General features: G+C 55.3%; 16 protein-coding genes. 7 read left to right on the forward strand and 9 right to left on the reverse strand.

The annotated features are described in order from the left end of the window. Positions 1–2 precede the first annotated feature (2 nt). Genes FNL37_RS07415 through tsaE form a run of 3 tightly spaced genes read right to left on the reverse strand, consistent with a single transcriptional unit; the run spans position 3 to position 3214 of the window. Positions 3–1358, reverse strand: a complete 1356-nt coding sequence (locus tag FNL37_RS07415) for an MBL fold metallo-hydrolase (RefSeq protein ID WP_159355687.1) — start codon at positions 1356–1358, stop codon at positions 3–5. A gap of 25 nt (positions 1359–1383) precedes the next feature. Further along, entirely contained in the window at positions 1384–2769 is a 1386-nt protein-coding gene (locus FNL37_RS07420; RefSeq protein ID WP_013442145.1) for an N-acetylmuramoyl-L-alanine amidase, read from the reverse strand. Further along, on the reverse strand, positions 2747–3214 hold the full coding sequence (gene tsaE / locus FNL37_RS07425; RefSeq protein ID WP_159355688.1) for a tRNA (adenosine(37)-N6)-threonylcarbamoyltransferase complex ATPase subunit type 1 TsaE: 468 nt from the start codon (positions 3212–3214) through the stop codon (positions 2747–2749). The genes FNL37_RS07420 and tsaE overlap by 23 nt, the downstream gene beginning before the upstream one ends. Here tsaE and queG point away from each other — a divergent pair, their 5' ends adjacent. The 4 genes from queG to FNL37_RS07445 are packed head-to-tail and all read left to right on the forward strand — an operon-like array spanning position 3215 to position 7822. Continuing rightward, a complete protein-coding gene (queG, locus tag FNL37_RS07430) occupies positions 3215–4327 on the forward strand; it encodes a tRNA epoxyqueuosine(34) reductase QueG (protein ID WP_159356172.1) in 1113 nt (370 codons plus the stop codon). It begins immediately after the preceding gene. 31 nt (positions 4328–4358) lie between these two features. Beyond that, positions 4359–5978, forward strand: coding sequence for an ArnT family glycosyltransferase (locus tag FNL37_RS07435; protein WP_159355689.1), 1620 nt, complete (start codon positions 4359–4361; stop codon positions 5976–5978). 23 nt (positions 5979–6001) lie between these two features. Continuing rightward, the gene (locus FNL37_RS07440) at positions 6002–7000 is read left to right on the forward strand and encodes a glycosyltransferase family 2 protein (protein ID WP_159355690.1); all 999 of its coding nucleotides are present in this window, start codon (positions 6002–6004) and stop codon (positions 6998–7000) included. A 3-nt stretch (positions 7001–7003) separates the two neighbouring features. Further along, positions 7004–7822, forward strand: coding sequence for a ChbG/HpnK family deacetylase (locus FNL37_RS07445; RefSeq protein ID WP_159355691.1), 819 nt, complete (start codon positions 7004–7006; stop codon positions 7820–7822). Between the two features lie 117 nt (positions 7823–7939). On the opposite strand, the gene FNL37_RS07450 is transcribed toward FNL37_RS07445, so the two are convergent. Further along, positions 7940–8404 carry a hypothetical protein gene (locus FNL37_RS07450; protein ID WP_015830008.1) on the reverse strand — a complete coding sequence of 155 codons (465 nt, stop codon included), beginning with the start codon at positions 8402–8404 and terminating at the stop codon, positions 7940–7942. Between the two features lie 197 nt (positions 8405–8601). Between FNL37_RS07450 and FNL37_RS07455 the strand changes: the two genes are divergently transcribed. From FNL37_RS07455 to FNL37_RS07465, 3 genes are all read left to right on the forward strand, one after another. After that, positions 8602–10248, forward strand: a complete 1647-nt coding sequence (locus FNL37_RS07455; protein WP_159355692.1) for a glycoside hydrolase family 17 protein — start codon at positions 8602–8604, stop codon at positions 10246–10248. Beyond that, positions 10248–12851: a glycosyltransferase gene (locus FNL37_RS07460; RefSeq protein ID WP_159355693.1), complete on the forward strand. Its 2604-nt coding sequence runs from the start codon at positions 10248–10250 to the stop codon at positions 12849–12851. The genes FNL37_RS07455 and FNL37_RS07460 overlap by 1 nt, the downstream gene beginning before the upstream one ends. Positions 12852–13120: 269 nt before the next feature. Then, positions 13121–14107: a hypothetical protein gene (locus FNL37_RS07465; RefSeq protein ID WP_159355694.1), complete on the forward strand. Its 987-nt coding sequence runs from the start codon at positions 13121–13123 to the stop codon at positions 14105–14107. 120 nt (positions 14108–14227) lie between these two features. Here FNL37_RS07465 and FNL37_RS07470 read toward each other — a convergent pair whose 3' ends face one another. From FNL37_RS07470 to glgC, 5 genes are all read right to left on the reverse strand, one after another. Further along, positions 14228–16087, reverse strand: coding sequence for a GGDEF domain-containing protein (locus FNL37_RS07470; RefSeq protein WP_015830004.1), 1860 nt, complete (start codon positions 16085–16087; stop codon positions 14228–14230). Positions 16088–16182: 95 nt separating this feature from the next. After that, positions 16183–17112 (reverse strand): ROK family protein, encoded by a 930-nt coding sequence (locus FNL37_RS07475; protein WP_015830003.1) that lies wholly within the window; start codon positions 17110–17112, stop codon positions 16183–16185. A gap of 31 nt (positions 17113–17143) precedes the next feature. Beyond that, positions 17144–19150 (reverse strand): alpha-amylase/4-alpha-glucanotransferase domain-containing protein, encoded by a 2007-nt coding sequence (locus FNL37_RS07480; protein ID WP_013442132.1) that lies wholly within the window; start codon positions 19148–19150, stop codon positions 17144–17146. Positions 19151–19227: 77 nt separating this feature from the next. After that, on the reverse strand, positions 19228–20946 hold the full coding sequence (locus FNL37_RS07485; RefSeq protein ID WP_015830002.1) for a glycoside hydrolase family 57 protein: 1719 nt from the start codon (positions 20944–20946) through the stop codon (positions 19228–19230). A 71-nt stretch (positions 20947–21017) separates the two neighbouring features. Next, complete coding sequence (glgC, locus tag FNL37_RS07490; protein ID WP_159355695.1) at positions 21018–22298, reverse strand: glucose-1-phosphate adenylyltransferase; 1281 nt, start codon at positions 22296–22298, stop codon at positions 21018–21020. Positions 22299–22445 lie beyond the last annotated feature (147 nt).

The following is a 22445-nucleotide window of genomic DNA, read 5'->3' on the forward strand; positions in this document are numbered from 1 at the left end:
GATCACAAATCCACGGACTCAAGATATTCAGGGACGGTCACATTCCATGCAAACCGTTCCTCAATGCGAAGTCTGAGGGCATCAGCCGCAATTGGTTCGCCGTGCGTGATAAAGGTGCGCTTGGGCGGTGCGCTGAAATTATCCAGCCAGTGCAATATCTCATTGTAATCCGCGTGTGCAGAAAAGCTTGAAATGAATTCCACCTCGGCATTTATGGGCACATAGCCACCATGAATCTTGACGCTGGTGGCGCCATTGATCATCGCCGCCCCGCGCGTGCCAGCAGCCTGGTACCCCGCAAACAGAATGGTGTTGCGTGGGTCTGGCCCGAAAGCCTTGATATGGTGAACCACGCGCCCACCTGAGGCCATGCCGCTTGCGGCAAGGATAATCACCGGGTGGTTGATCTCATTCAGGGCCTGCGACTCTTCCACGCTGTTGACCATGCGTGCGGTCTGCATGATCTCGCGGCACTCGGTTGCATTGAGTTTGTGTTCGCCTGCATGCCGCATGAAAATATCCGTGGCATCCACCGCCATCGGGCTGTTCAGGTACACCGGAATATCCGGTATCAGTCCCTGCTTTTTCAGCTTGTGGATGTAATACAGCAACTCCTGTGCACGACCCACGGCAAATACGGGCACCAGCAGCACACCGCGACGACGCGCCGTACGGTTGATAATCTCGGCCAGACGCTCATCGGGCGTGGATTGATCATGCAATCTATCCCCGTAAGTCGACTCCACCACCAGATAATCCGCCTCAGCCACCGGCGTTGGCGGCAGCATCAGTGGATCATTCATGCGCCCCAGGTCGCCAGAGAACAGAATGGAAGTCTCACTACCCTTAAGCAGCACCAAGCTTGCGCCCAGAATATGACCTGCAGGTGACAGCTTGATGGTCACACCGGGCACCACTTCCACTGTCTCTTCAAACTCCACCGGCGTTAGCAGCGCTACCGCGCGGGCAGCATCTTCCTGGGTGTACAAGGGCAAGGCGGGATTATGCTTGGAAAAGCCGCGCTTGTTGGCATAGCGGGCTTCTTCTTCCTGCAGGTGCGCAGAATCTGGCAGCATGATTTCGCACAAATCACGCGTGGCACTGCTGCAATACACACGGCCATTGAAGCCATTCTTTACCAGCAAAGGCAGATAGCCGGTGTGGTCGATGTGTGCATGCGTCAGTACCACAGCATCAATACTGGCGGGGTCTATCGGCAGCCTGGCCCAGTTTTTCAGCCGCAATTGCTTTAAGCCCTGAAACAGACCGCAATCCACCAGCACGCGCTTGCTGCCACTGGTGATCAGGTATTTTGAGCCGGTCACGGTGCCAGTGGCGCCGAGGAAGGTTATTTTCATGAGCAGAAGCCTGTTTTTTTAGTGCTTATTTTTCAGCCATTTTAGGCTTGGCCAGGGCTGGATTGCTGGCGAAGTATTTTTTGATGCCGGTCAGAATGGAGGCGACGAGCTTGTCCTGATGATTTTCATCATTGAGCTTGCGCTCCTCTTCCGGGTTGGTAATAAACGCTGTTTCTACGAGAATGGAGGGAATGTCCGGCGATTTAAGTACGGCGAATCCGGCCTGCTCCACGCTTTGCTTGTGCAGGTTGTTGATTTTGCCCACGTTATCCAGCACGGATTTACCCAGCTTGAGGCTGTCATTGATGGTGGCGGTTTGCGAGAGATCAAGCAAGGTACGGGCAAGGTAAGGATCTTTCACATCAAAGCTCACGCCGCCGATGAGGTCAGACTCGTTTTCGCGCTGGGCCAGCAAACGCGCCATGGCACTGGTGGCGCCATGCTCGGACAAGGCAAATACCGACGAGCCCTTGGCTTGAGAGCTGAGTGCCGCATCGGCATGAATCGAGACAAAAAGATCCGCTTGCAGCTTGCGCGCCTTGACCACGCGGCCATGCAAAGGAATAAAGTAGTCGCCATCGCGCGTCAGCACGCCACGCATATTGGGTTCAGCATCCACTGCCTGCTTTAGTTTTTTAGCAATCGCGAGCGTGATGTTTTTCTCGTAGGAACCATTGGCGCCCTTGGCACCAGGGTCTTCGCCACCGTGCCCTGCATCAATGGCGATGGTAATCACGCGCCCGCCCTCCCGACTCTTGTTGGGTTCGGCCTTGAGTACGGGAGCTGCCTTGGCGCTCTCAGGCGCTTTGGCGGCTTCGGGCATGGACTGCGCCATGGTCTGCTCAGGCTTGCCGGGCAGATTGATCTCTGGCGCCTTGCTGGTATCCAGTGGAGCCGCCGTTTCTGGCTGCGCCAGCACCTTCACATCCGGCTTCATTACCTGCTCCGCACTGGAGGCTGGCGTTTCACGCTGCTCCAGCATGGCCATCAATGGATCAAGCGCAGGATAAATATCCAGCACCAGGCGATGCTGGTATTCACCGGCAGGCAACAGCGTGGCGAGCTCTGGGCGGATGTCGGTTTTCAGGTCGATCACCATGCGCACCACCCCAGGCTTGAAATTGCCAACGCGTATCTGGCGGATGTACGGATCCGACGCCAATACACGATCGCTCAGGCTTTTGAGATTGGAGCCGAGGTCCACGTCTACCAGATCAACGACCAGCCGCTCCGGGTCTTTGAGCCGCAACAGGTTATAGCTGATCGGCTTGTTCGACTCCAGGGTGATGCGGGTGTAATCGGGTGCTGGCCAGACGCGGGTTGCCGTCACCGTAGTCGCGGCTACCGCCTGAAGACTGAAAAAGACCAGCAGGAATGAACATGCCAGTTTAAGCGTGCGCAAGAGATTCAACGACAGCTTCCCCTGTTTGACTATTGGCGCTGACGGTTATCTTGCGGCCGCCAGCGTTGGGTTGGAGATGAATATCAAGATCGGGTTGCGGAATGAGATCACCGGCTTTTTCCGGCCACTCCACCAGGCAAATCGTGGCCGGATTGAAGTAATCGCGAAAGCCTGCCGCATCCCATTCCTCAGGATCAACAAAACGATACAGGTCAAAATGGTATACGGCTAGCGCATCCAGCACATAAGGTTCAACCAGGGTATAGGTGGGACTTTTGACTTTGCCGACATGGCCCAATGCATGCAGCAGACCACGCACCAGCGTGGTTTTACCGGCGCCGAGGTCGCCATGCAGGTAAACGGTTAAACCTGGGGTGACGGCCTTTGCCAGTTGCGCCCCGAAATGCAGGGTGGCAGCCTCATCGGCCAGGTCAAATGTAATATCATGTGCCATATGCAATTTACTTCAGACAGCCCTGTGTTGCCCATTGATCTGCCAGCCTTGGCGCTGGATATCAAGCGCTGGGCGCAAGAGCTTGGGTTCAGCCAGCTTGGCATTACCGATACCGATCTCAGCGCCGCTGAGCCTGCCCATCAGGCCTGGCTGGAAAAAGGATTTCATGGTGCCATGGATTATATGGCAAAACATGGCAGCAAACGTACCCGCCCGCAGGAATTAGTCCCCGGCACCTTACGTATTTTGTCAGTCCGCATGAATTATCAGCCACCCGCCACGCGCGACAGCTGGGAGGTCATGGCCGATGGAGAAAGCGCCTTTATCTCGCGTTATGCCCTGGGCCGGGATTATCACAAGGTATTGCGCAGCCGGCTGCAGCAGTTGTGCGATCGTATTGCTGCCCATATTGCCCCGCTGACAGACGACAGTTTTGATTATCGCGTGTTTACCGATAGCGCGCCGGTACTCGAAGTTGAGCTGGCACAGAAAGCCGGGCTAGGCTGGCGCGGCAAGCACACCCTGCTGCTGTCGCGCGATGCCGGTTCCTGGTTTTTTCTGGGGGAGATTTATACCAATCTGCCCTTGCCGGTGGATACGCCCGGGCAGAACCATTGTGGCACTTGCCACGCCTGTCTGGACATCTGCCCAACCCAGGCCATTGTGGCGCCATACGAAGTGGATGCCCGCCGCTGCATTTCCTACCTGACCATTGAGCTCAAGGATAGCATTCCCGAAAGCTTGCGGCCGCTGATAGGCAATCGCGTCTATGGCTGCGATGACTGCCAGCTGGCCTGCCCATGGAACAAGTTTGGCCAGCTGACCGCGCAGGAGGATTTTCATGTGCGCCATGGCCTGGATGATGCCAGCCTGGTAGAACTGTTCGGTTGGGATGAGGCCACCTTCAAGGAGCGCATGGCGGGTAGCGCCATTTACCGTATTGGCCATGAGCAATGGCTGCGCAACATTGCCGTGGGCTTGGGCAATGCCCCGTCCAGCCCGGAGGTCATCAGCGCCCTGAAGAAAAGGCTGGATCACCCATCCACACTGGTCAACGAGCATGTGCGCTGGGCGTTAAAACAGCATGAACATTTATCGGCGGCAGCGCTATAATGCCGCACCTCAACTAGTGCCATAAACTCAATTGTTTAATCCATCGGTTTTCCGTCGCCTGACGATTATTCTTCTGATTGCCCTTGGGCTTTTCATTCTGCTGACCTTTGAACAATACGGCATCAGTAATGATGAAGAGGTCCAGCATATTTATGGGCGCTTGCTGCTAGATTTCTATACCTCCGGGTTTACCGATCAGGATGCGTTCCACTATCGCAATCTCTATTTGTATGGCGGCTTCTTTGATCTGGTAGCTGCCGTGCTGGAAAAATTTGTGCCGATCTGGATCTGGGATCTGCGCCACCTGCTTTCTGCCGCATTCGGCTTGTCCGGCATCATTGCTTCCTACAAGGCAGCCCGCTTGCTGGGCAATGAGCGCAGCGGGTTTATCGTAGCGGTACTTCTTGCCATTACGGGTGCATGGACAGGCGCCATGTTTACCCACACCAAGGATGTTCCGTTTGCCACCTGCATGGTGTGGGCCCTGTATTACTCCATGCGCTTGTCTCGTCAATTGCCTACCCCCAGCCTGGGTTTGTGCATCAAGCTGGGTATTGCCGTCGGTTGTGCGCTGGGGTTACGCATCGGTGGCGTGTTCTCTGTGTTTTATCTGCTGCTGGCTGTGTTGATCGGCGGCTGGATCGCCGGACCTGGCTTTGGCGAAAAATGGCGCTACTGGCTGACCTCCGCCTGGCGCCTGTTACCAGCAGGTATCACGGCCTTTGCGCTCATGGCTTTATTCTGGCCCTGGGGCGTGATGGCGCCCGACCATCCTCTGCAGGCGGCAGAGGCATTTTCCCACTTTGCCTTCAACATGCTGACTGTGATGGATGGTGAGGTCATGAAGATAGGCGAAGTCCCGCGCGAATACTTGCCTTCCTATTTGCTGGTGCGGCTCCCGGAGGTATTTTTATTGGGCTTGCTCGCCATGCTGGTGATCGGTTTGTTCCATCTGCGTGAATGGCGCCCCAAATCCCGGCAATTCCTGCCATGGCTACTGGTCGCGGTGGCAGCCTTGTTCCCGCTGGTGTTCATTTTACTGGACAAACCGGCCCTGTATAACGGGGTGCGACACTTCACCTTCCTGATTCCCCCGCTTGCCATTCTGTCGGGCCTGGGTCTCAGTATGAGCTGGGATGCACTGGCAAAAACACCCAAGCTGAGATGGCTGGGTGCCGGTGTCGTGACTGCCCTTACGCTGGCAACGACCGTCACCATGGTGCAGCTTCACCCGTATGAATATATCTACTACAACCGTTTGGCGGGTTCGATGCCCTATGCAGAAAGCCATTGGGAAGGCGATTACTGGTCAAGCAGCCTGCGTGAAGCCGCAGAGATACTGGAAGACAAGCTCCCTGAACTGCAGGCTGTAGACAAGCAGGCCGGAGATGGCCTAAATCATGCCCCTTACAAAGTGGCGGTATGCGCCGAATCCATACAGGGTGATGCCTATCTGGATCATCGCTTCCAGATCACGAGTGACTGGGTCAGTGCGGACTTTTTTATTTCCAGCACCAATATGAACTGCGATAAAGTGTTGCAAGGCAAGATTATTGGCACGGTGGAACGCATGGGCGCTATTCTGGCGGTGGTCAAGGACAGGCGTAACCTGCATCCCATGTATCGCTTCCCGCGCCCTGCCCCTCATTAACCCGGACTCATGAGTCGACAACTATGGTACTAGACCGCGCCTGCGCTAACCCACACATTACGGTGATCGTACCGGCTTTTAATGAAGAGGCCGCGATACACCTGACCCTGGAAAACATTGCCAATCAGCTGAACCAGCTAAGCCCTAACTGGGATATCGTCGTGATCGACGATGGCAGCCGGGATCGTACCGCGCAGATCGTGCGCAATATGCCGCCTTTCCTGAACACCACCCTGGTGCGTTTTTCGCGGAATTTTGGCAAGGAATACGCCATCAGCGCGGGGCTCGAATATGCCACGGGTGACATCGTCGTTTGCATGGATGCCGATGGCCAACACTCATCAGACCTTGTGTCCGACATGCTGGCGCAATGGCGTCAGGGCTACGACATGGTGTATGCCGTGCGCAATGATCGCGCCGTGGAGTCACGTTTCAAGCGCTGGGGTTCACGCCTGTTTTATCGCGCCATCAGCCTGGGTGGGCAGATTCATATCCCGCGCGATGCAGGTGACTTCCGCCTGATGGACCGCAAAGTTGTGGACGCCTTGCGTGCGCTGCCCGAGCGCAATCGCTTCATGAAAGGCATGTATGCCTGGGTCGGTTACAAGTCGATAGGCATTCCTTACACCCCCTTGCCTCGCCTGCACGGCGAAAGCGCGTTCTCACGCCTGCGGCTGATGAGCCTGGCGTGGACAGGCATTACCAGTTTTTCGGTTATTCCATTACGGCTCGCGAGCGCGGTAGGCGGCATATTGGCATTGCTGGCATTCATTTACGGCATGACCGTCGTGGTCGACAAGCTATTCCTGCATGAATCGATCCCTGGCTGGCCGACGACCATCGCCAGCATCATGTTCTTCTCAGGCGTGCAACTGCTGTTCATCGGCATTCTGGGCGAGTATCTGGCCCGTATCTACGATGAAGTCAAAGGGCGTCCGCCTTACATCGTGGCCGAGGTAACAAGCCCACAAAAAGCGCAGTCGGCGCCCACCGAGAACGAAACTGCGGGCACGAGCGAGTAAGCCGTGACGCATCCCCTGGTTATCAGCGCCGATGATTATGCTTACCATCAGGCAGTTGATGATGGCATTCTGGAGCTGATTCGCCAGGGCAGGCTCACCGCGACCTCGTGCATGGTCATGAGCCCGCGCTGGCCAGAGGCCGCCAAAGCGCTGACTCTTGATATCCGGCAGAAAGCGGATATCGGCCTGCACCTCGACTTTACGGAATTCGGCGCGCCTGTGCGCCAGCCTCTTTCCCGACTTATCCTGCGTACCTTTTTGCATAGCCTGTCAGCCCATGCAATTCGCCAGAACATTCAGGTGCAACTTGACCGTTTTGAAGAGGCGCTGGGTACCAGACCCGACTATATCGATGGTCATCAGCATGTACATCAGCTTCCGCAGATACGCCAAGCGCTGCTTGAGATCATCCAGCAGCGCTACGGTCAGCACGGCCCCTGGTTGCGTATTTCCAACCCGCCATCTGCTGATGGTCTGAAAGGCCACATCATTCGCGGCCTGGGTGCGCAGGCACTGCAGCGCGACGCCACCAAGCAAGGCCTGCATTGCAGCAGTCGCCTGCTGGGTGTTTATGACTTCAATGACACCTCCATGCCTTACCTCGACCGGCTGCGTATCTGCCTGCAACAAGCGCAAGACGCCGGTGACATGCCAGTGCTGATGTGTCACCCCGCCCTGCCGGACGCTAAAGCCCCAGCGAGCGACCCCATTGCCCACGCGCGTGGCGCCGAGTTTAGCGCGCTGGGCGGCTCTGGCTTTGCCTCCTTGCTCCAGCAGTTTGCGATCAGCCCGCTACGTGGAAGTGCATACCTATCTACATAGATTCAAATTCGCCTCTCGGCAATTCACTTGTTTTCAAAAGCTGATACCCAATAAAAAAGCCCGGATGTACCGGGCTTTTTTATGCACCTTATTTATGCATCAGGGGAGCTGAACTGATTATTTCTTTTTATCCTTGGGTTTTACGGTGGTTGCCAGCGGTGCTTTCAGTACGCAATTTTCGCTACCGTATACGCCACCGTTATCATCACCTTCGTAATACAGACGGCGGAAAGTCCAGTGACCCTGCGCGTTCTTTTTAACTAAGGCCACGCCAGTGCTGTGATCCAGGTTTTTCTTTTCGGAGAAATTGAAGCTGATGGCGAGGCGATTGCCGTCTGCTGCCACCTGCCCGCGATACGTTACCGAGTTCTCGGTTTCAACTTCGTAATGGTATGCGCCAAACGTGCCGGAGCTGCTGACATTGTTGAGACGCAAGGTGGCGGTAACCGTGTAGTCACCTACTTGATCATTATTGCCTTTGCATTCATACACACCACTGTAATTCTTGCCGGAAAAAGGGATTTTTGCTTGCGCAACACTGGCAACGCCCAGTAATGCGATGGCCAAAATGAGGTTTTTCATTGGGTTGTTTTCTCTACCAGTCATTTACAATTCTTTGCTATTGTACCGCGAAGCCACGCGCTTCAGCAGGTATTTGCAGGTTTCATTTTGTCTTAAGCGGGCTCCTGCATTATCATTCGGAAGAATTTGCACGCCCTGCGTCAGTCATTCATTATTTAGATGTCACCAAGAGTCCAACACCTACCGCTCGGGAACCTATGCCTAACGTCAGCACTCCACGATTGTGGATATACAGTATATTCAATTTAAGCCTGCTTGTTCTACTCGGTGCATGGCTGTGGTCTCAAAACAAGCCAGTGAACCTGACGGAAGCCACGCTGCCGGAAAGCGGCAAACTGCAGTGCGTGTCCTATGCTCCGTATTATGGCAAAGACCAGACGCCTTTCATCAAGGGCACCGTGATCAGCCGTCAACAAATTGACCGTGATCTGGAGTTGCTGGCAAAGCGCTCTGAATGTGTACGTATCTACTCAGTCAGCCAGGGCCTGGATTATGTTCCTGAAGCGGCTGCGCGTTTGGGTCTTAAAGTATTGATGGGTGCCTGGATAGGTGCCGACAAGATAGAGAATGATCGCGAGGTTGCGCTGGCTATCAAACTTGCCAATGAGTATCCACAGGCGATCCGCGCCATGGTCATTGGCAATGAGGTACTGCTGCGCAAGGAACAAACAGCCGACCAGCTCAAGGCTTACTTTGATCAGGTAAAAGCCGCCACGCATGTGCCGATTACTTACGCGGATGTGTGGGAATTCTGGTTGAAGCACAAGGAACTGGAAAGTTCGGTAGATTTTGTCACCGTGCATGTGCTGCCCTACTGGGAAGATGATCCGCAACCGATTGAGCGCGCCATCAGCCATGCGACTGGCGTGATGCAGCGCCTGCAGGCGAGCTTCACCAAGCCGCTGCTGATCGGCGAAACTGGCTGGCCTTCTGTTGGGCGTCAGCGCAATGGCTCGGTGCCCAGCCTGCTTAATCAGGCCGAATACATCCGCGCTTTTGTCAGCACCGCCCAGCACAATGGCTGGCAATACAATGTGATCGAAGCGATGGATCAACCCTGGAAGCGCGAACTGGAAGGCGCGGTCGGCGGCTACTGGGGGCTTTACACCACGGATCTTGAGCCCAAGTTCCCGTTTAACGGCCCGGTCAGCGAGCGTCATGACCAGCCTGCTGAGCTTGCCATCTGGCTGGCTGCTGGCGCTGTGATCCTGATCCTGTTTACCTTGCTGGCTGACGAACGTCGTCTGCCAGCCTTGATTGGTTCTGGCCTATTGGGTGCACTTGCCGGGCTGAGTGCCAAGCTGCAATGGCAATACCTGATCGAGGCCTGCCGCAACACTCTGGAGTGGAGCTTGCTAGGCGGCATCACCATCGCCGGCATATTGCTGCTGATTGCGATCCCGACCCAGTTCAAACGGCAGTCGGACAGTGGTAACAAGCTGATAAAACTGTGCATGTGGCTGATTGCCATTGGCGTATTTACCTGCTGCATGTTGAGCCTGCCGACATTGCAGATCGTGAATATTTTTGGGCTTACCGATCCATTTGCCACGCGCTGGCTGTTCGAGATCGATGGTCGCTATCGTGATTTCCCGCTGCCGCTGTATGCGCTGCCGGTTATCCAGCTGGCCATTGGCCTGACCATATTGAACATCAGCCGCAGCAATACATGGCGGCCTTACAAGGCGATCAATCTGCTGGCACTGGCCGCCATGGTGGCCTGCATTGCCTTCGAAACAGAAAACCGCCAGGCCATTGCCTGGTTGCTGCTGGTGCTGGCGACGACCTATGCCACCTGGCCGCGGACTACCCTTTTACACAAACTTAAAACGCTGAACGCCTAATGACTATTGCCAAACGTTTTGTCACCCCGCTGCTGTTTGCAGCCGCTATCGCCGCTGCGCATTTCGGATTATGGGCTGCCACCAATGGCACGCTTGAGCTGATTGATGCCCCACCACTGGTTCGCGGCTTCGCCTACAGTGGTTACCAGCTTGACCAGAGCCCGCTGGATAAAAAGTACCCCAGCAGTGCCGAATTGATGCGCGACTTGCGCATGCTGCACAACTACACCAATCGCATCCGGACCTATGGCTCCCTAGAACTGGCTGAAATCCCGGCGCTGGCTTCGCGCCTGGGCATGAAGGTAACGGCTGGCGCATGGCTGCAAGGCAACGACGGCGATAATCGTCGCGAAATTGCTGCTCTGGAAACACAGGTTGCCACCTATCCGCAAATCGAACGCGTGATCATCGGTAACGAAGCGCTGCTGCGCGCCGACCTCACGGTGGAGCAAATGATAGGCTACCTGGATGAGGTGCGTGAAAACGTCAATGTGCCGGTCTCCACCGCCGAACCCTGGCACGTCTGGTTGAAAAACCCCGAGCTGGTGCGCCATGTCGATTTCATTACGGTGCACTTGCTGCCCTACCACGAGGGCGTGCCTGCGGACAAAGCCGTTGACTATGCATTTCAGCGTTATCAGGAGTTGATGGAGAAGTACCCGCGCAAGAAGATCGTCATTGGCGAAATCGGCTGGCCGAGCGAAGGTCCGGCCATTGGTGCTGCGGTAGCCTCCAAGGTGAATCAGGCGCAGTTTGTCCGCGAGTTCCTGGCAAAAAGCGCTTACCAGAATTACGACTACTACCTGATGGAAGCCATCGACCAGCCATGGAAAGTCAAGGTTGAAGGCTGGGCTGGTGCGTACTGGGGCATGTTTGATGGCAAGCGCCAGATGAAATACTCGCTGCAAGGTGCCGTACCTACCGATACGCGCTGGCTTATCAAGGCTGGCTGGGCTACGTTCCTGGGCTTCCTGCCTATCCTCTTCATTGCCTACCGTTTCCGGCATTGGGGCCTGGGTGGCCGCCTATCCATGGCGATATTGCTGCAAGCGTGTATTACCACGCTGGTCATCGCCTACAACCTGCCGAGCGACTACTACTACAGCCTGCGTGACTTTATCGTGCTGATTGGCCTGATTGTGGGTATGGCGCTCACCTCCGCCGTATTGATGATCTACGGGGTGGAGTTCAGCGAGGTGATGTTCAAGGGTGGCTGGCTGCGGGCATTCAAGCGTGCCCAGCCGTTGCCAGCTGATCAGGAAAAATTCGTCTCCGTGCATCTGGCCTGCTACAACGAGCCGCCGGAGATGGTGATTGCCACCATTGAAAGCCTGGGCAAGCTCGATTACACCAATTTTGAAGTGATTGTGGTCGACAACAATACCAAGGATGAAAGCAAGTGGAAGCCCGTGGAAGCCTACATGGCGAACATGCCGGACAACTTCAAGTTCTTCCATCTGCCGCAATGGCCTGGGTTCAAGGCGGGCGCACTCAACTTTGCCCTGCAACAGACCGATCCACGCACCGAAGTCATCGGCGTGGTGGATGCTGACTACGTCGTCACTCCCGACTGGCTGGGTGCGCTGGTGCCGCATTTCAGCGAAGAAAAAGTGGCCGTGGTCCAGGCTCCACAAGCCCACCGTGAATGGGAAAACAATTTCTTCCGCCGCATGAGCAACTGGGAATTCGAAGGCTTCTTCCGCATTGGCATGCACCATCGCCACGAGCGTAACGCCCTTATTCAGCACGGCACCATGACACTAGTGCGTCACCAGGCATTGGTGGATGTGGGCGGCTGGTCCGAGTGGTGCATTTGTGAAGATACCGAGCTCGGCCTGCGCCTGCTTGAAGAGCAATATGAGCTGCGCTACATCGACGAAACCTTTGGTCGCGGCCTGACGCCTTCCGACTTTAACGCCCTGAAATCGCAGCGCTTTCGCTGGGCGTTTGGCGCCATGCAGATCCTGAAACGTCACATGCCCAAGTTGCTGGGATCCTCTACCCTCAATTTTGGTCAGCGCTATCACTTCCTGACTGGCTGGTTTGGCTGGCTGGGCGATGCATTGCAATTGGTATTCACGCTGAGCTCCATCGGCTGGACTATGGCCATGCTGGCCTTCCCCAAATCCTTCAGTCTGCCGGTGCCTATCATGCTGACGCCGATCTTGTGCTTCCTCGTGGTCAAGGGCGCCTTGGGGCCTGTGCTTTATCGCAAGACGATGAAGGAATGCAAATGGATGGATATCTTTGGCGCTTCGCTGGCTAGCCTGGGTCTTTCGCATGCCATTGCCCGCGGCATTATTGCGGGGCTGGTGCAAAAACGTGGCGTTTTCAAGACGACTGCCAAAGGCAAAGGCACCGGCAAGCGCAGCCTGATCACCCCCATCCGTGAAGAAATCCTGCTGTTGCTGGCGCTGATTGTCGCCGCTGCCGCCATGATTTACTCGCGTGGCATCGAAAATGCAGATGCCCAGCTATGGGTCACCATGCTGGCGCTGCAATCCCTGCCCTACCTCAGCACGGTTGCCTGCCAGATTCTGGCGCAAATGCCTGATCGCAAAGACAAGGCAGCACCTCCAGCCGAAGCCCTTCCGGCAAACTAGCTACAGCAAAGGCCCTTCGGGGCCTTTTTTCATGGGGTGCATCCACGTGGACTCAATATTCACCTACGCGTTTGTCAGAATCAGCTTATAGCCAGGCTCCAGATTGCCTAGCCGATTTCAAGCAGCACGCTGACAGGCGTTAGTTGGCGCTGATCATAGAATGATCCCACTGCAAACACCGAGTCATCAGTGCCTTGCATGAGGTACGTGTCAGCATGCCATGCTGATCGTACTTTCCAAGATCAACAATATTCAGCTGGAGGAATACCATGGCAACGACACAAACCTACGATGAAACCACAACGGTACGAAGCGGGCCCTACCCCTACGCACCTACCCTTAAAACTATTTCCTGGTCCGCCATTTTTGCAGGCGTGGCCGTAACACTGACTGTCCAGTTTTTATTGAGCATGCTGGGTGCCGGTATCGGCCTCAGCACGCTTGATCCCCTGCAAGCCAATGGCACACCAACGGCTGAGGCATTTGGCCTGGGCGCTGGCTTATGGTGGGTTGTGTCCTTCTTCCTGTCCCTGGTCGTCGGCGGTATTGTAGCGGGCGAAATGGCAGGCCTGCCGGCCAGAATGGATGGTGCCTTGCATGGCATCGTTACCTGGGCAACCGCCACCTTGCTTGGTGTTTATCTGGTTGGCAGCCTGATCGGTGGCACGCTGGCGGGTGTTGGCAATCTTGCCAGCTCGGCAGTCAGCGGGGCAGCACATGGTGCCGCAGCCGCAGCCCCTGAGCTGATCAACCAAGGCAAACAGGAAGCTGCTAACAGCAATTTCTCCTGGGAAACCGCAGAACGTGAGTTGCAAGGTCTGCTGGCACACGCGGCCAATCAAAGTGGTCAGGCCGCTGCCAATCAGGATGCCGCCAATAAAAGCGAGTCAGCCGAAATTTACGCCAAGGTGAAAACCCTGGTCGATAAAGGCAGCAATGCGACTCCGGAAGATCGCCAAGCAGTGATTGACCTGATGGCTGAAAAAACCGGCATCAGCAAGGAAGAAGCTGCGCAAAAGCTGGATGCATGGGAAAAGTCTGCCAAGGATGCTCAGGCTGCCATTAACCACACTGCTGAAGTAGCGGGTGACAAGGCTGCTGTAGCGGCAGACAAGACTGCACGCGTTGGTGCACACCTGACCTTGTGGGGCTTTCTGGCCTTTCTGCTCGGTGCTGTCGCTGCAACACTGGGTGGTATTGCCGGTAGCAATTGCCGTGCAAACCGCACAGTAGTGAAGACCACCACCCGTTATTAATCCCCTCGCCTGCTCTACGGCGTAAGCCGCGCAGGCAAGGTATGGATAAAGCAACGCCCGGGAAGATCATCTCCCGGGCGTTGGTGTTTTGTGTATCATCAGCCCCCAACAGGCGATGGGCTATTTGCCACGGCGCTCCAGAAACAGGCTATTACCACTGATCTTTTTCGCCTGCTTCTTGGCAATTGTCATGGCCGCCGCCACTTCATGATGGCTTCTGAATCCTACCGGGTCTGCCTTGACGCTGCCGACTGACATGCTGACAAAAGGGTAAAACAGCGGATTCCCCTGACGGTCTTCGGCGGCAATACCCCCACGCTGCCGGTCTGCCTCATCATAGAAAGCCGGTATGGCCTGCGCCAGAATATTCAGAACACGCAGGCAGCGCTCTTCCCAATCCTCACTCTGAAAAATCAGGATGAAGTCATCGCCGCCAACATGACCGACAAAATCCAGCTCATTGGCGATCTGTTCATTCAAAAGTTTGCCCGTGTACTGGATCAGCTCGTCGCCGCGCCGGAAGCCATACACATCATTAAACGGCTTGAACGAATCAAGATCGCAATAACAGGCGTGAAAGGTAATGCCTGCCTGCAGCAGCCTGTCCATGTGCTCGTTGATCGGGACATTGCCCGGCAGCATGGTCAAGGGGTTGGCATAGCGCGCGGCATTGATCTGCATCTGGGTGATCTCGCGCAGCAGGTCGTGACCACTGCCCATGCCCAGGTAATTGCCCGACTCCGTAATGATGAAGCCATTGGATAAGTGATGTGGCTCCATATTGATGATGAGGTCACTCAGGGCCTGCAGGCTCAGGCTGTTGTCCACGACCAGGGGCTGGTTATCCATGAAAATGCTGCAATAGCGCTTGCCGTAGAGCTCACGGGTATATGGCCGCGCCAGATGATCAATCATGTTGTAGCGGCTGATCAGCCCCACCGGGCGTCCCTGGGCCACCACAGGCAGCGAATACAGCGAAGGTTGCTTTTCAAATATCTGATACACATCATCATTGCTGGTCTGCGGGCTGACAGGCGACACATAGCGTATCAGCTTGCTGATGTTGGAACGCGCCTGCACGGGCACGGCAGCGCTCTGGTAGACATGCACGGCATTGCGCTGCATCAGTTCGGCCGCCACCGGGCTTAATGCCGTATGCAAGGAGGCTTGCGGTCGATTGATCAGATAGCCCTGCCCATACGGGATTTTCAGATCTTTCACGATCATGAGTTCGGCTTCGGTTTCTATGCCCTCGGCTATCACTTTGGTACCGGAGTTGAGCGCAATCTGCTGGATGGAGCGCACAAAGTCGAGCTTCACCTGATCCCGGTCTATATTGCGAATGAAATGCTTGTCTATCTTGACGTAATCCGGACGCAGCTCGGACCACAAACGCAGGCTGGAGAAGCCCTCGCCCAGGTCATCCATGGCGATTTCAAAGCCCATGCTGCGGTAGTGCTCGGCGGCATGGCGCAAGGTATCGTAATCAAAGGTAGGCGAGTTTTCGGTGAGCTCGATAATCACATCGTGCGGGTCCAGCCCAAGCTGATGTATATAGGAAAGCGTGGCGCCCCTTGCGACGTGCGGCTGTAGCAGAGAGGCCGGGCTGACATTCAGGAACAGTTTAGCATTCGCCCCCTGCTGGGCAAAGGACTCAAGCACCACCTGGCGGCTGAGATGTTCCACTTCGAGCAGCAGATGATGCTGCTCCGCCTCTTCAAACAAGGCAAGTGGCATGTGTAAACGTGTATCGGCAGGCCCACGAATCAAGCCTTCATGTCCAAAAATGCTGGCACTGCGCAAATCTGCAATCGGCTGAAAGACCGCCGTTAGCTGGCGGTGCTTGAGTATCTTGTGCAATTCCAGTGATGAAATGGCTGTTTCATCCTGCGCTGCCGCCCGAACGGCAAGTGCGGGTTGCAGTACTACCCTGGCGCCCCAGCCACTTAAATGCGATTGTTGTACATGAACTTGTCTCATGATGCCCCCTTTTCGGAGGCGAGCTTAACAGCGGTAGATGACAGTTTTGTGGCAGATTTGCGGAGTTTGGCTGGCAGTTTTGAGGCAAACCCTTGTCAGGAAGATGACGCGAGAATGATCTCAGCCAGCGCAGCAGCACCGATAATGCCAGCGCGATCGCCACTGGCAGAAGGCTGGACGCGCAGTCTGTCGCGGAGCACCGGTATCATGTCGTGCTCCAGTCGGGTAAAAAAAGCAGGTGCCATCAAGTCCCAAGCCTGACTAACGCCACCACCAATCACGATAAGCCCGACATCTACGCTCTTGACGACATGCGCCAGCGCTTGTGCCAGTGCGGCACCGGCAAGGGAAAAAGCCTCCACCGCCGCCTGCCCACCTTCGCGCGCAGCCTGGGCAATGGCATTGACCTCCACGCGCTGACCGGTCGCCATGTGGTAACTCTGCGCTATGCCACTGGCGGACGCATATTGCTCCATGCAGCCATGATTGCCGCAGCCACATAACCGCCCACCAGGCTCCACAATCAAATGGCCGATTTCCATGGCAACCCCGTGCTCGCCGGTAAATGGGCGGCCAGCATAGATCATGCCGCCACCCACACCAGTACCGAGCCCGGCATAAAGAAGACTGTGTGGCTTGGGATCACAAAGTACATATTCGCCATAGGCCGCAGCCAGAGCATCGTTTTCCACTACGACCGGCAGACCAATGGCGGCCGACAGATCGCCAGCCAGGTCCACATTGCGCAAGCCAGGCAGGTTGGGCGACTGCGCTACGGTACCGTGCACCGGATCAATAAAGCCTGGGAAACCAATACCAACGGCCTTTGCCTGGGGATATTGCATGAGGCACTGGCGCAAGGTGGCCGCCGTAGTCGCAATAATCTGCCGCCATGCCTCGTCCGGGGGGTGCCGGGCACACAGACCAGAAAAGTCAGCCAGTGCGCGCTGCTCATGAATCAATGCGTGGTGCTGCACCACGCCCACTCGCAGATTGGTGCCGCCTATATCAACGCCTAAAAACAAATGCCTATCCCCTGTTCAACAGCTTTTACGGTTATTTGACATGCAGACTGATGGTCAACGGACCATGCATCTGATTCAATGGCCAGCTCAGTTCCAGCGTCACCGCCTGCATGATTTTTTCAAACCCGGCCTCGGATTGCGACACACTGAAATGCGGGTATGTATTCAAATGGCACGGAATATTGACATCCAGCTGGAGGGCGCCGCCCAGGACTTCGTCTTCCAGGGTCAATCGACTCAGTTCGGGCCATTGCAAGGGCTGACCGAATCCACCGGGAATGTGGTCCCCAATGACAAACCGACCGGCGGGACCATCGCAGCTGGGCATGGCCAGATTGATTTCAACCTTGAAGACACCATTTGCGCTGGACGTTACTTCATAGCTGACATCAAGGGACTCGCCTTGCACACTGATTTTCTTCTGGAAAGTCAGTCCCTTATGTTCGGCTTTGTAATGCACCGCATTTTTGCCACCCGCAGCAGGCTTGTAGCTGAGGCCAGTAAAACTATCGGCCTCGTGCATGACAAAGTCACAAAACAGTACTTTTCGATAACTGTCCGTAGCAAGATCAGCCTGGGTAATCTCGTGCTTGAGGCTGAGGCGCTCATGCGGATTGGCGATGCCCTCCCCGCTATGCGTATGCTCGGGCTGGGCGTGTACCTTGCGGTGATAATGTTCCTCTTGCCGGGTCAAGGTATCGCCGAAATTATGATGCAAGCGGTAGGTGTCAAATTCACAAACGGAGGCTGTCCCATCCTGACGAATCACCGCCTGAACCTCACCACTATGCAAGAACACTTCATCGTGACCATCGAGGTCGATATCCTCCATGACCTTGATGGGACGGCTGGACACTTTGTCCAGCAGGCTTTCCAGCTTGAGCATAGCGTTATAGACCGCCCGCCGCAAATGCGGCAGGTAAAGACCGCCGAACAAGCCATGCCAGTAGGCATCATTGGCCTGCGATTCATACAAGGCCTGGCGCATATCGGCCGTTTTCTTGTTGTCCGGCAGCTGGTTAAAGCGTTCTGACAAGGCCAGCATGCGCTTGTGCATCCAGTTTGATTCCGGATAACGCATGAAGAAATTCCGCCAGATACCCCCACGCACATAGGGCTTGGTAATCTCGTAGCGATTATTGTATTTTTCCTGCCCGACCAGATCGGCGTAATGATGCGCCGCTGGCACAGGAAGGGTCCATTCGTTCATTTCAATATACGAAGCGGTTGGCAGATAAACCACGCCGCGAGTTTTGGCCATGGCATGGTAATCAATATAGCGCATGGGTTTGATAATCGATGAAGCCAGTACGCCTTCAATGAAGTTACGCAGCCAGCCACGCTCATACACCCACTCATAGGTTTCGGGCCAGATGCCAAACTTTTCAATGTCATCAAAGTAAATGGCAGCCGCCTGCTTGCTGTCGTCAGCCAGACTTTCCAGGTAGCCCACCACTTCTTCGGCTGGGGAGAACGGCAGGCGATAGCGCAGGGACTCGGAGATGGGGAAGAGATCAATCTGGCGGCCATCTTCTTCCGTGGTGTAGTAGCCCTTGAGCGCGTCGCCGCCGCGGCCGGTGCACATGAAGTGATAATCGTCGACCATGACATAACGGATGCCGGAATCCGACAGCGCGGGCACTACCGTGGCCTCCCAAACGCGCTCGGTCAGCCAGGCGCCCTGTGGCGTCTGCCCCAATTTTTTCTTGAGGCAGGTGGAAAGCATGCCGATTTGCCCGACGCGATCGCGAGCGGGAATAGAAGCCAGCACAGGCTCGGTAAACCCCGCCCCTACCAGTTCCGCCTGTTCACGCGCCACCATTTCCTTGAGCAAGGCCATGTCTTCCGGGTATTTGTTCAACATGTACTCCAGCAGCCAGCCGCTGATGTGAATGGCAAACTTGAATGCCGGGTACTCATGCAACACACGCAAAAAAGGCCCATAGCAGCGTACATGCGCATCATCCAGCACGCTCTCGAAATTGCCCACGGGCTGGTGCGCATGGACTCCCAGCAAAAGTGCAACGGTCTTGGCCAAATTACGCTCCTGTCGCTTCAATCGTTAAAAGTGTATGTTTCATGACTTAAAGTGGGATGCACTTAAAGCGCGATGAGTTAGGCTTCCTGCCCACGCCGCATGGTACCGCCGACTGCAGGGTCTCCAGCGCCCACGCTGATGGGGTGATTCAATACCTCCGGCACTGGCAGCTTGAGCAAATGGTACAGATTGCTCAGGTTGCGCCGGTAAAGCCGGTCAAAACTGTCGACACTCATGGCGGAGTTGTAATCGCCAAACCACCAGAACCAATCGGAGCCTTCACAAATGGCCAGCTGCCGCTCGCACGCCACGATTTCCTCCTGAGTAAGCAGGCCATCCTGCATCGCCCGGTCATAGCATTCCTTGGCATCACACAGCAGATCCCAGCCCCGATTTTTTTCGGCAGAACCTATCCAGGTGCTGAAGCTGCCATAGACCCAGCTGCCAGCTGCCACCTCCGGCAGGGTTTCCATCGCCACCGTATTGCCTGGCATGGCAAGAATGTCGCTGAAGGTTGCCATCTCGATATTGGGATGATCCACCAGAGCGGCATAAAGTTCGCTGAGAAAGTAATAAGCGTTGTAGGGATAGTATTCCCAGGCATTTTCGCCATCGAGAATCACACTGACCACGGGGCACTGCGTGCGGGTATTGGCTGACTGAATCTGCTCCAGCGAGCGGATAAAGTCGCTCACCGCCTCGCTGGCGTAAAGCTTGGAATATTCGAAGCCGATCTTGTCCGACAGCCCGTCATCGCGGAAGAAACACAGAATGTCATGATGACCATCGGTAATGCGGTATGGCTGATACAGGTAATCCTGCTTGGCCAGGCCGAAGCCTTCAAATGATTTGTAAAGGCTGTGCGTCAGGACGCCTTCGCCGGTAGCGGCCCACTTAAGTCCGTGTTGCGCCATCAGGGTGAGTGTGGCGTAAGACACGGCTCCCTCGGCCGGCCACATGCCGGTTGCCGGCTTGCCGAAACGCGTGGCATGCGATGCCTGCGCCTGGCGGATATGGGCACAGGCCCTATCGCTACCGCCCGGATACCTTGGACTATGCGGCAAAGGCGCATACGGCATGGCGTCGCGGGTAGATTTGAAATCAAGCAGCAAAGGGACGATGGGATGGTAATGCGGAGTGGTGGAGAGCTCGATGCGCCCCTGATCCTGCAAGGCTTTATAACGCGGGATCAAGCCGCTGATCAGCTCGCCGATCAGGCGAAACAGGGCACGCCGCTCGTCCAGGGTAAATTGCGTCCCTTTCTCCATCAGCTTTTGAACAAAGGTGTTGGTCCGGCGTATGCTTTCGCCCGTCCATGCCAGGTGATACCAAACCAGCAAGTCAGCCTTGTACTGGGCAGAAAGATAATTGAAGGCTGCACTGCCCTCGATCTGCAGTGCTTTGTAAATATTGTGCAGTCGCTGGTAATGCGCAAAGGGCGCCAGCATTTTTTCGTGGTGGCTTTTGAAGCAACTATCAATAATCAGATTGCATTGATCGGTGCTGATATTGTCCAGCGCCTCTTCAGCCAGAAGCGCCAGCAATGGATCGCGAATATCGCCCGTTGCAAACTGATCGCTGTAATCTTCCAGTTGGTCGAGCAATACAGGCACAAAATTGAAGGTAACCCGGGCCTGCGGGTTGGCCTCCAGGTGCCATGCCATGTCGGTGTAATCCTTGATGGCGTGCAGGTAGGTCCAAGGCAGCACATATTGCCCGGTCAGCGTATCGCGATAGTCGGGCTGATGCATGTGCCAGTAAAGATTAAGGTAAAGCTTGGGGCGTTTATCCGTCATGTGGCCTCTCAAGACAGCAGGCTGCTGCTGTACTGAACAATGAAAGTCCCCAGGCCAGTGCCCGGGAACGCCTATCTTGCTTGATGTATGGATTGCCCCAGCATATCCGGGGTGACCAGCGTGATTCCCTTTTCAGATACGTAAAACCGCTTGCGATCCTGGTCCGGGTTTACCCCGATTTCCATGCCGTCGGGGATTCGAGTGCCTTTGTCGACCACTACCCGTTTGAGCGTGACATAGCGGCCTATGTCCACCTTGGGCAGAATGACCGAGTCTTCAATATTCGAATAGCTATTGACGCGAATATCGGAAAACAGCACCGAGCGGCTGACCTTGGCACCACTGATAATGCATCCGCCGGATACCAGGGAGTCGGTTGCCATGCCGCAACGATCTGCATTGTCAAACACGAACTTGGCGGGCGGCAGCTGCTCCTGATAGGTCCATATTGGCCAGTGACGGTCATAAAGATTCAGCTCGGGAATCACTTTGGTCAGCTCCATATTCGCTTCCCAATAAGCATCAACCGTACCAACATCGCGCCAGTAATAATTGCCGTCGGATGCGCCAACGCAACTTTCGGTAAACCGGTGGGCGTAAACACGATACTTTTTGATCATGTAGGGAATGATGTCGCGACCAAAGTCATGTTGCGAATGCGGAGCGTCAGCATCGCGAATCAATTGCTCGTAAAGAAACGATGCATTGAAGACATAAATACCCATGCTGGCGAGCACCTGGTCCGGATTATCCGGCAGTGGCTTGGGATTATCTGGCTTCTCACTGAAGTCGATGACGCGGTCTTCATCATCCACCCCCATTACGCCAAAGGCCTTGGCATCTTCCACAGGGACATTCACGCAAGCCACCGTCATATCGGCTTTGTTCTTCACATGCGAAGCCAGCATCTGACCATAATCCATCTTGTAGATATGGTCGCCAGCCAGAATCAGCACATACTCGGCACCTGTGTTACGCAAGATATCCAGATTCTGAAAAACGGCATCCGCCGTGCCTTTGTACCACTCTTCCTGAATGCGCTGCTGCGCCGGAAGAAGCTCGACGAACTCATTGAATTCACCGCGTAGAAAGCCCCAGCCGCGCTGGATATGCTGCATCAGGCTATGTGATTTGTACTGGGTGACAACGCCGATACGGCGTACGCCCGAGTTCATGCAATTGGACAGCGGGAAGTCAATGATGCGGAACTTGCCGCCGAACGGCACCGCCGGTTTGGCACGCCAATTGGTGAGATCTTTGAGACGGCTACCTTTACCGCCAGCGAGAATTAAAGCGACCGTATTTTTGGTCAGGGCACTAATGAAGCGAGTTGAGGTCAAATCCTGGTGCATTATTACTACTCCTGAATTATAGTTGTAATTAGTGCGTGAAGGCCGCCGTTATGGACTCCACAGCCTGTGTAGAGGCCGTTGTGACTCATTATAGTCACGATAATTGACGGATATCCAGTAGATTTAATTCCTTAATCCAGATATTTT

This window comes from Methylovorus glucosotrophus (assembly GCF_009858335.1).
GTDB classification, from domain to species: Bacteria; Pseudomonadota; Gammaproteobacteria; order Burkholderiales; family Methylophilaceae; genus Methylovorus; species Methylovorus glucosotrophus.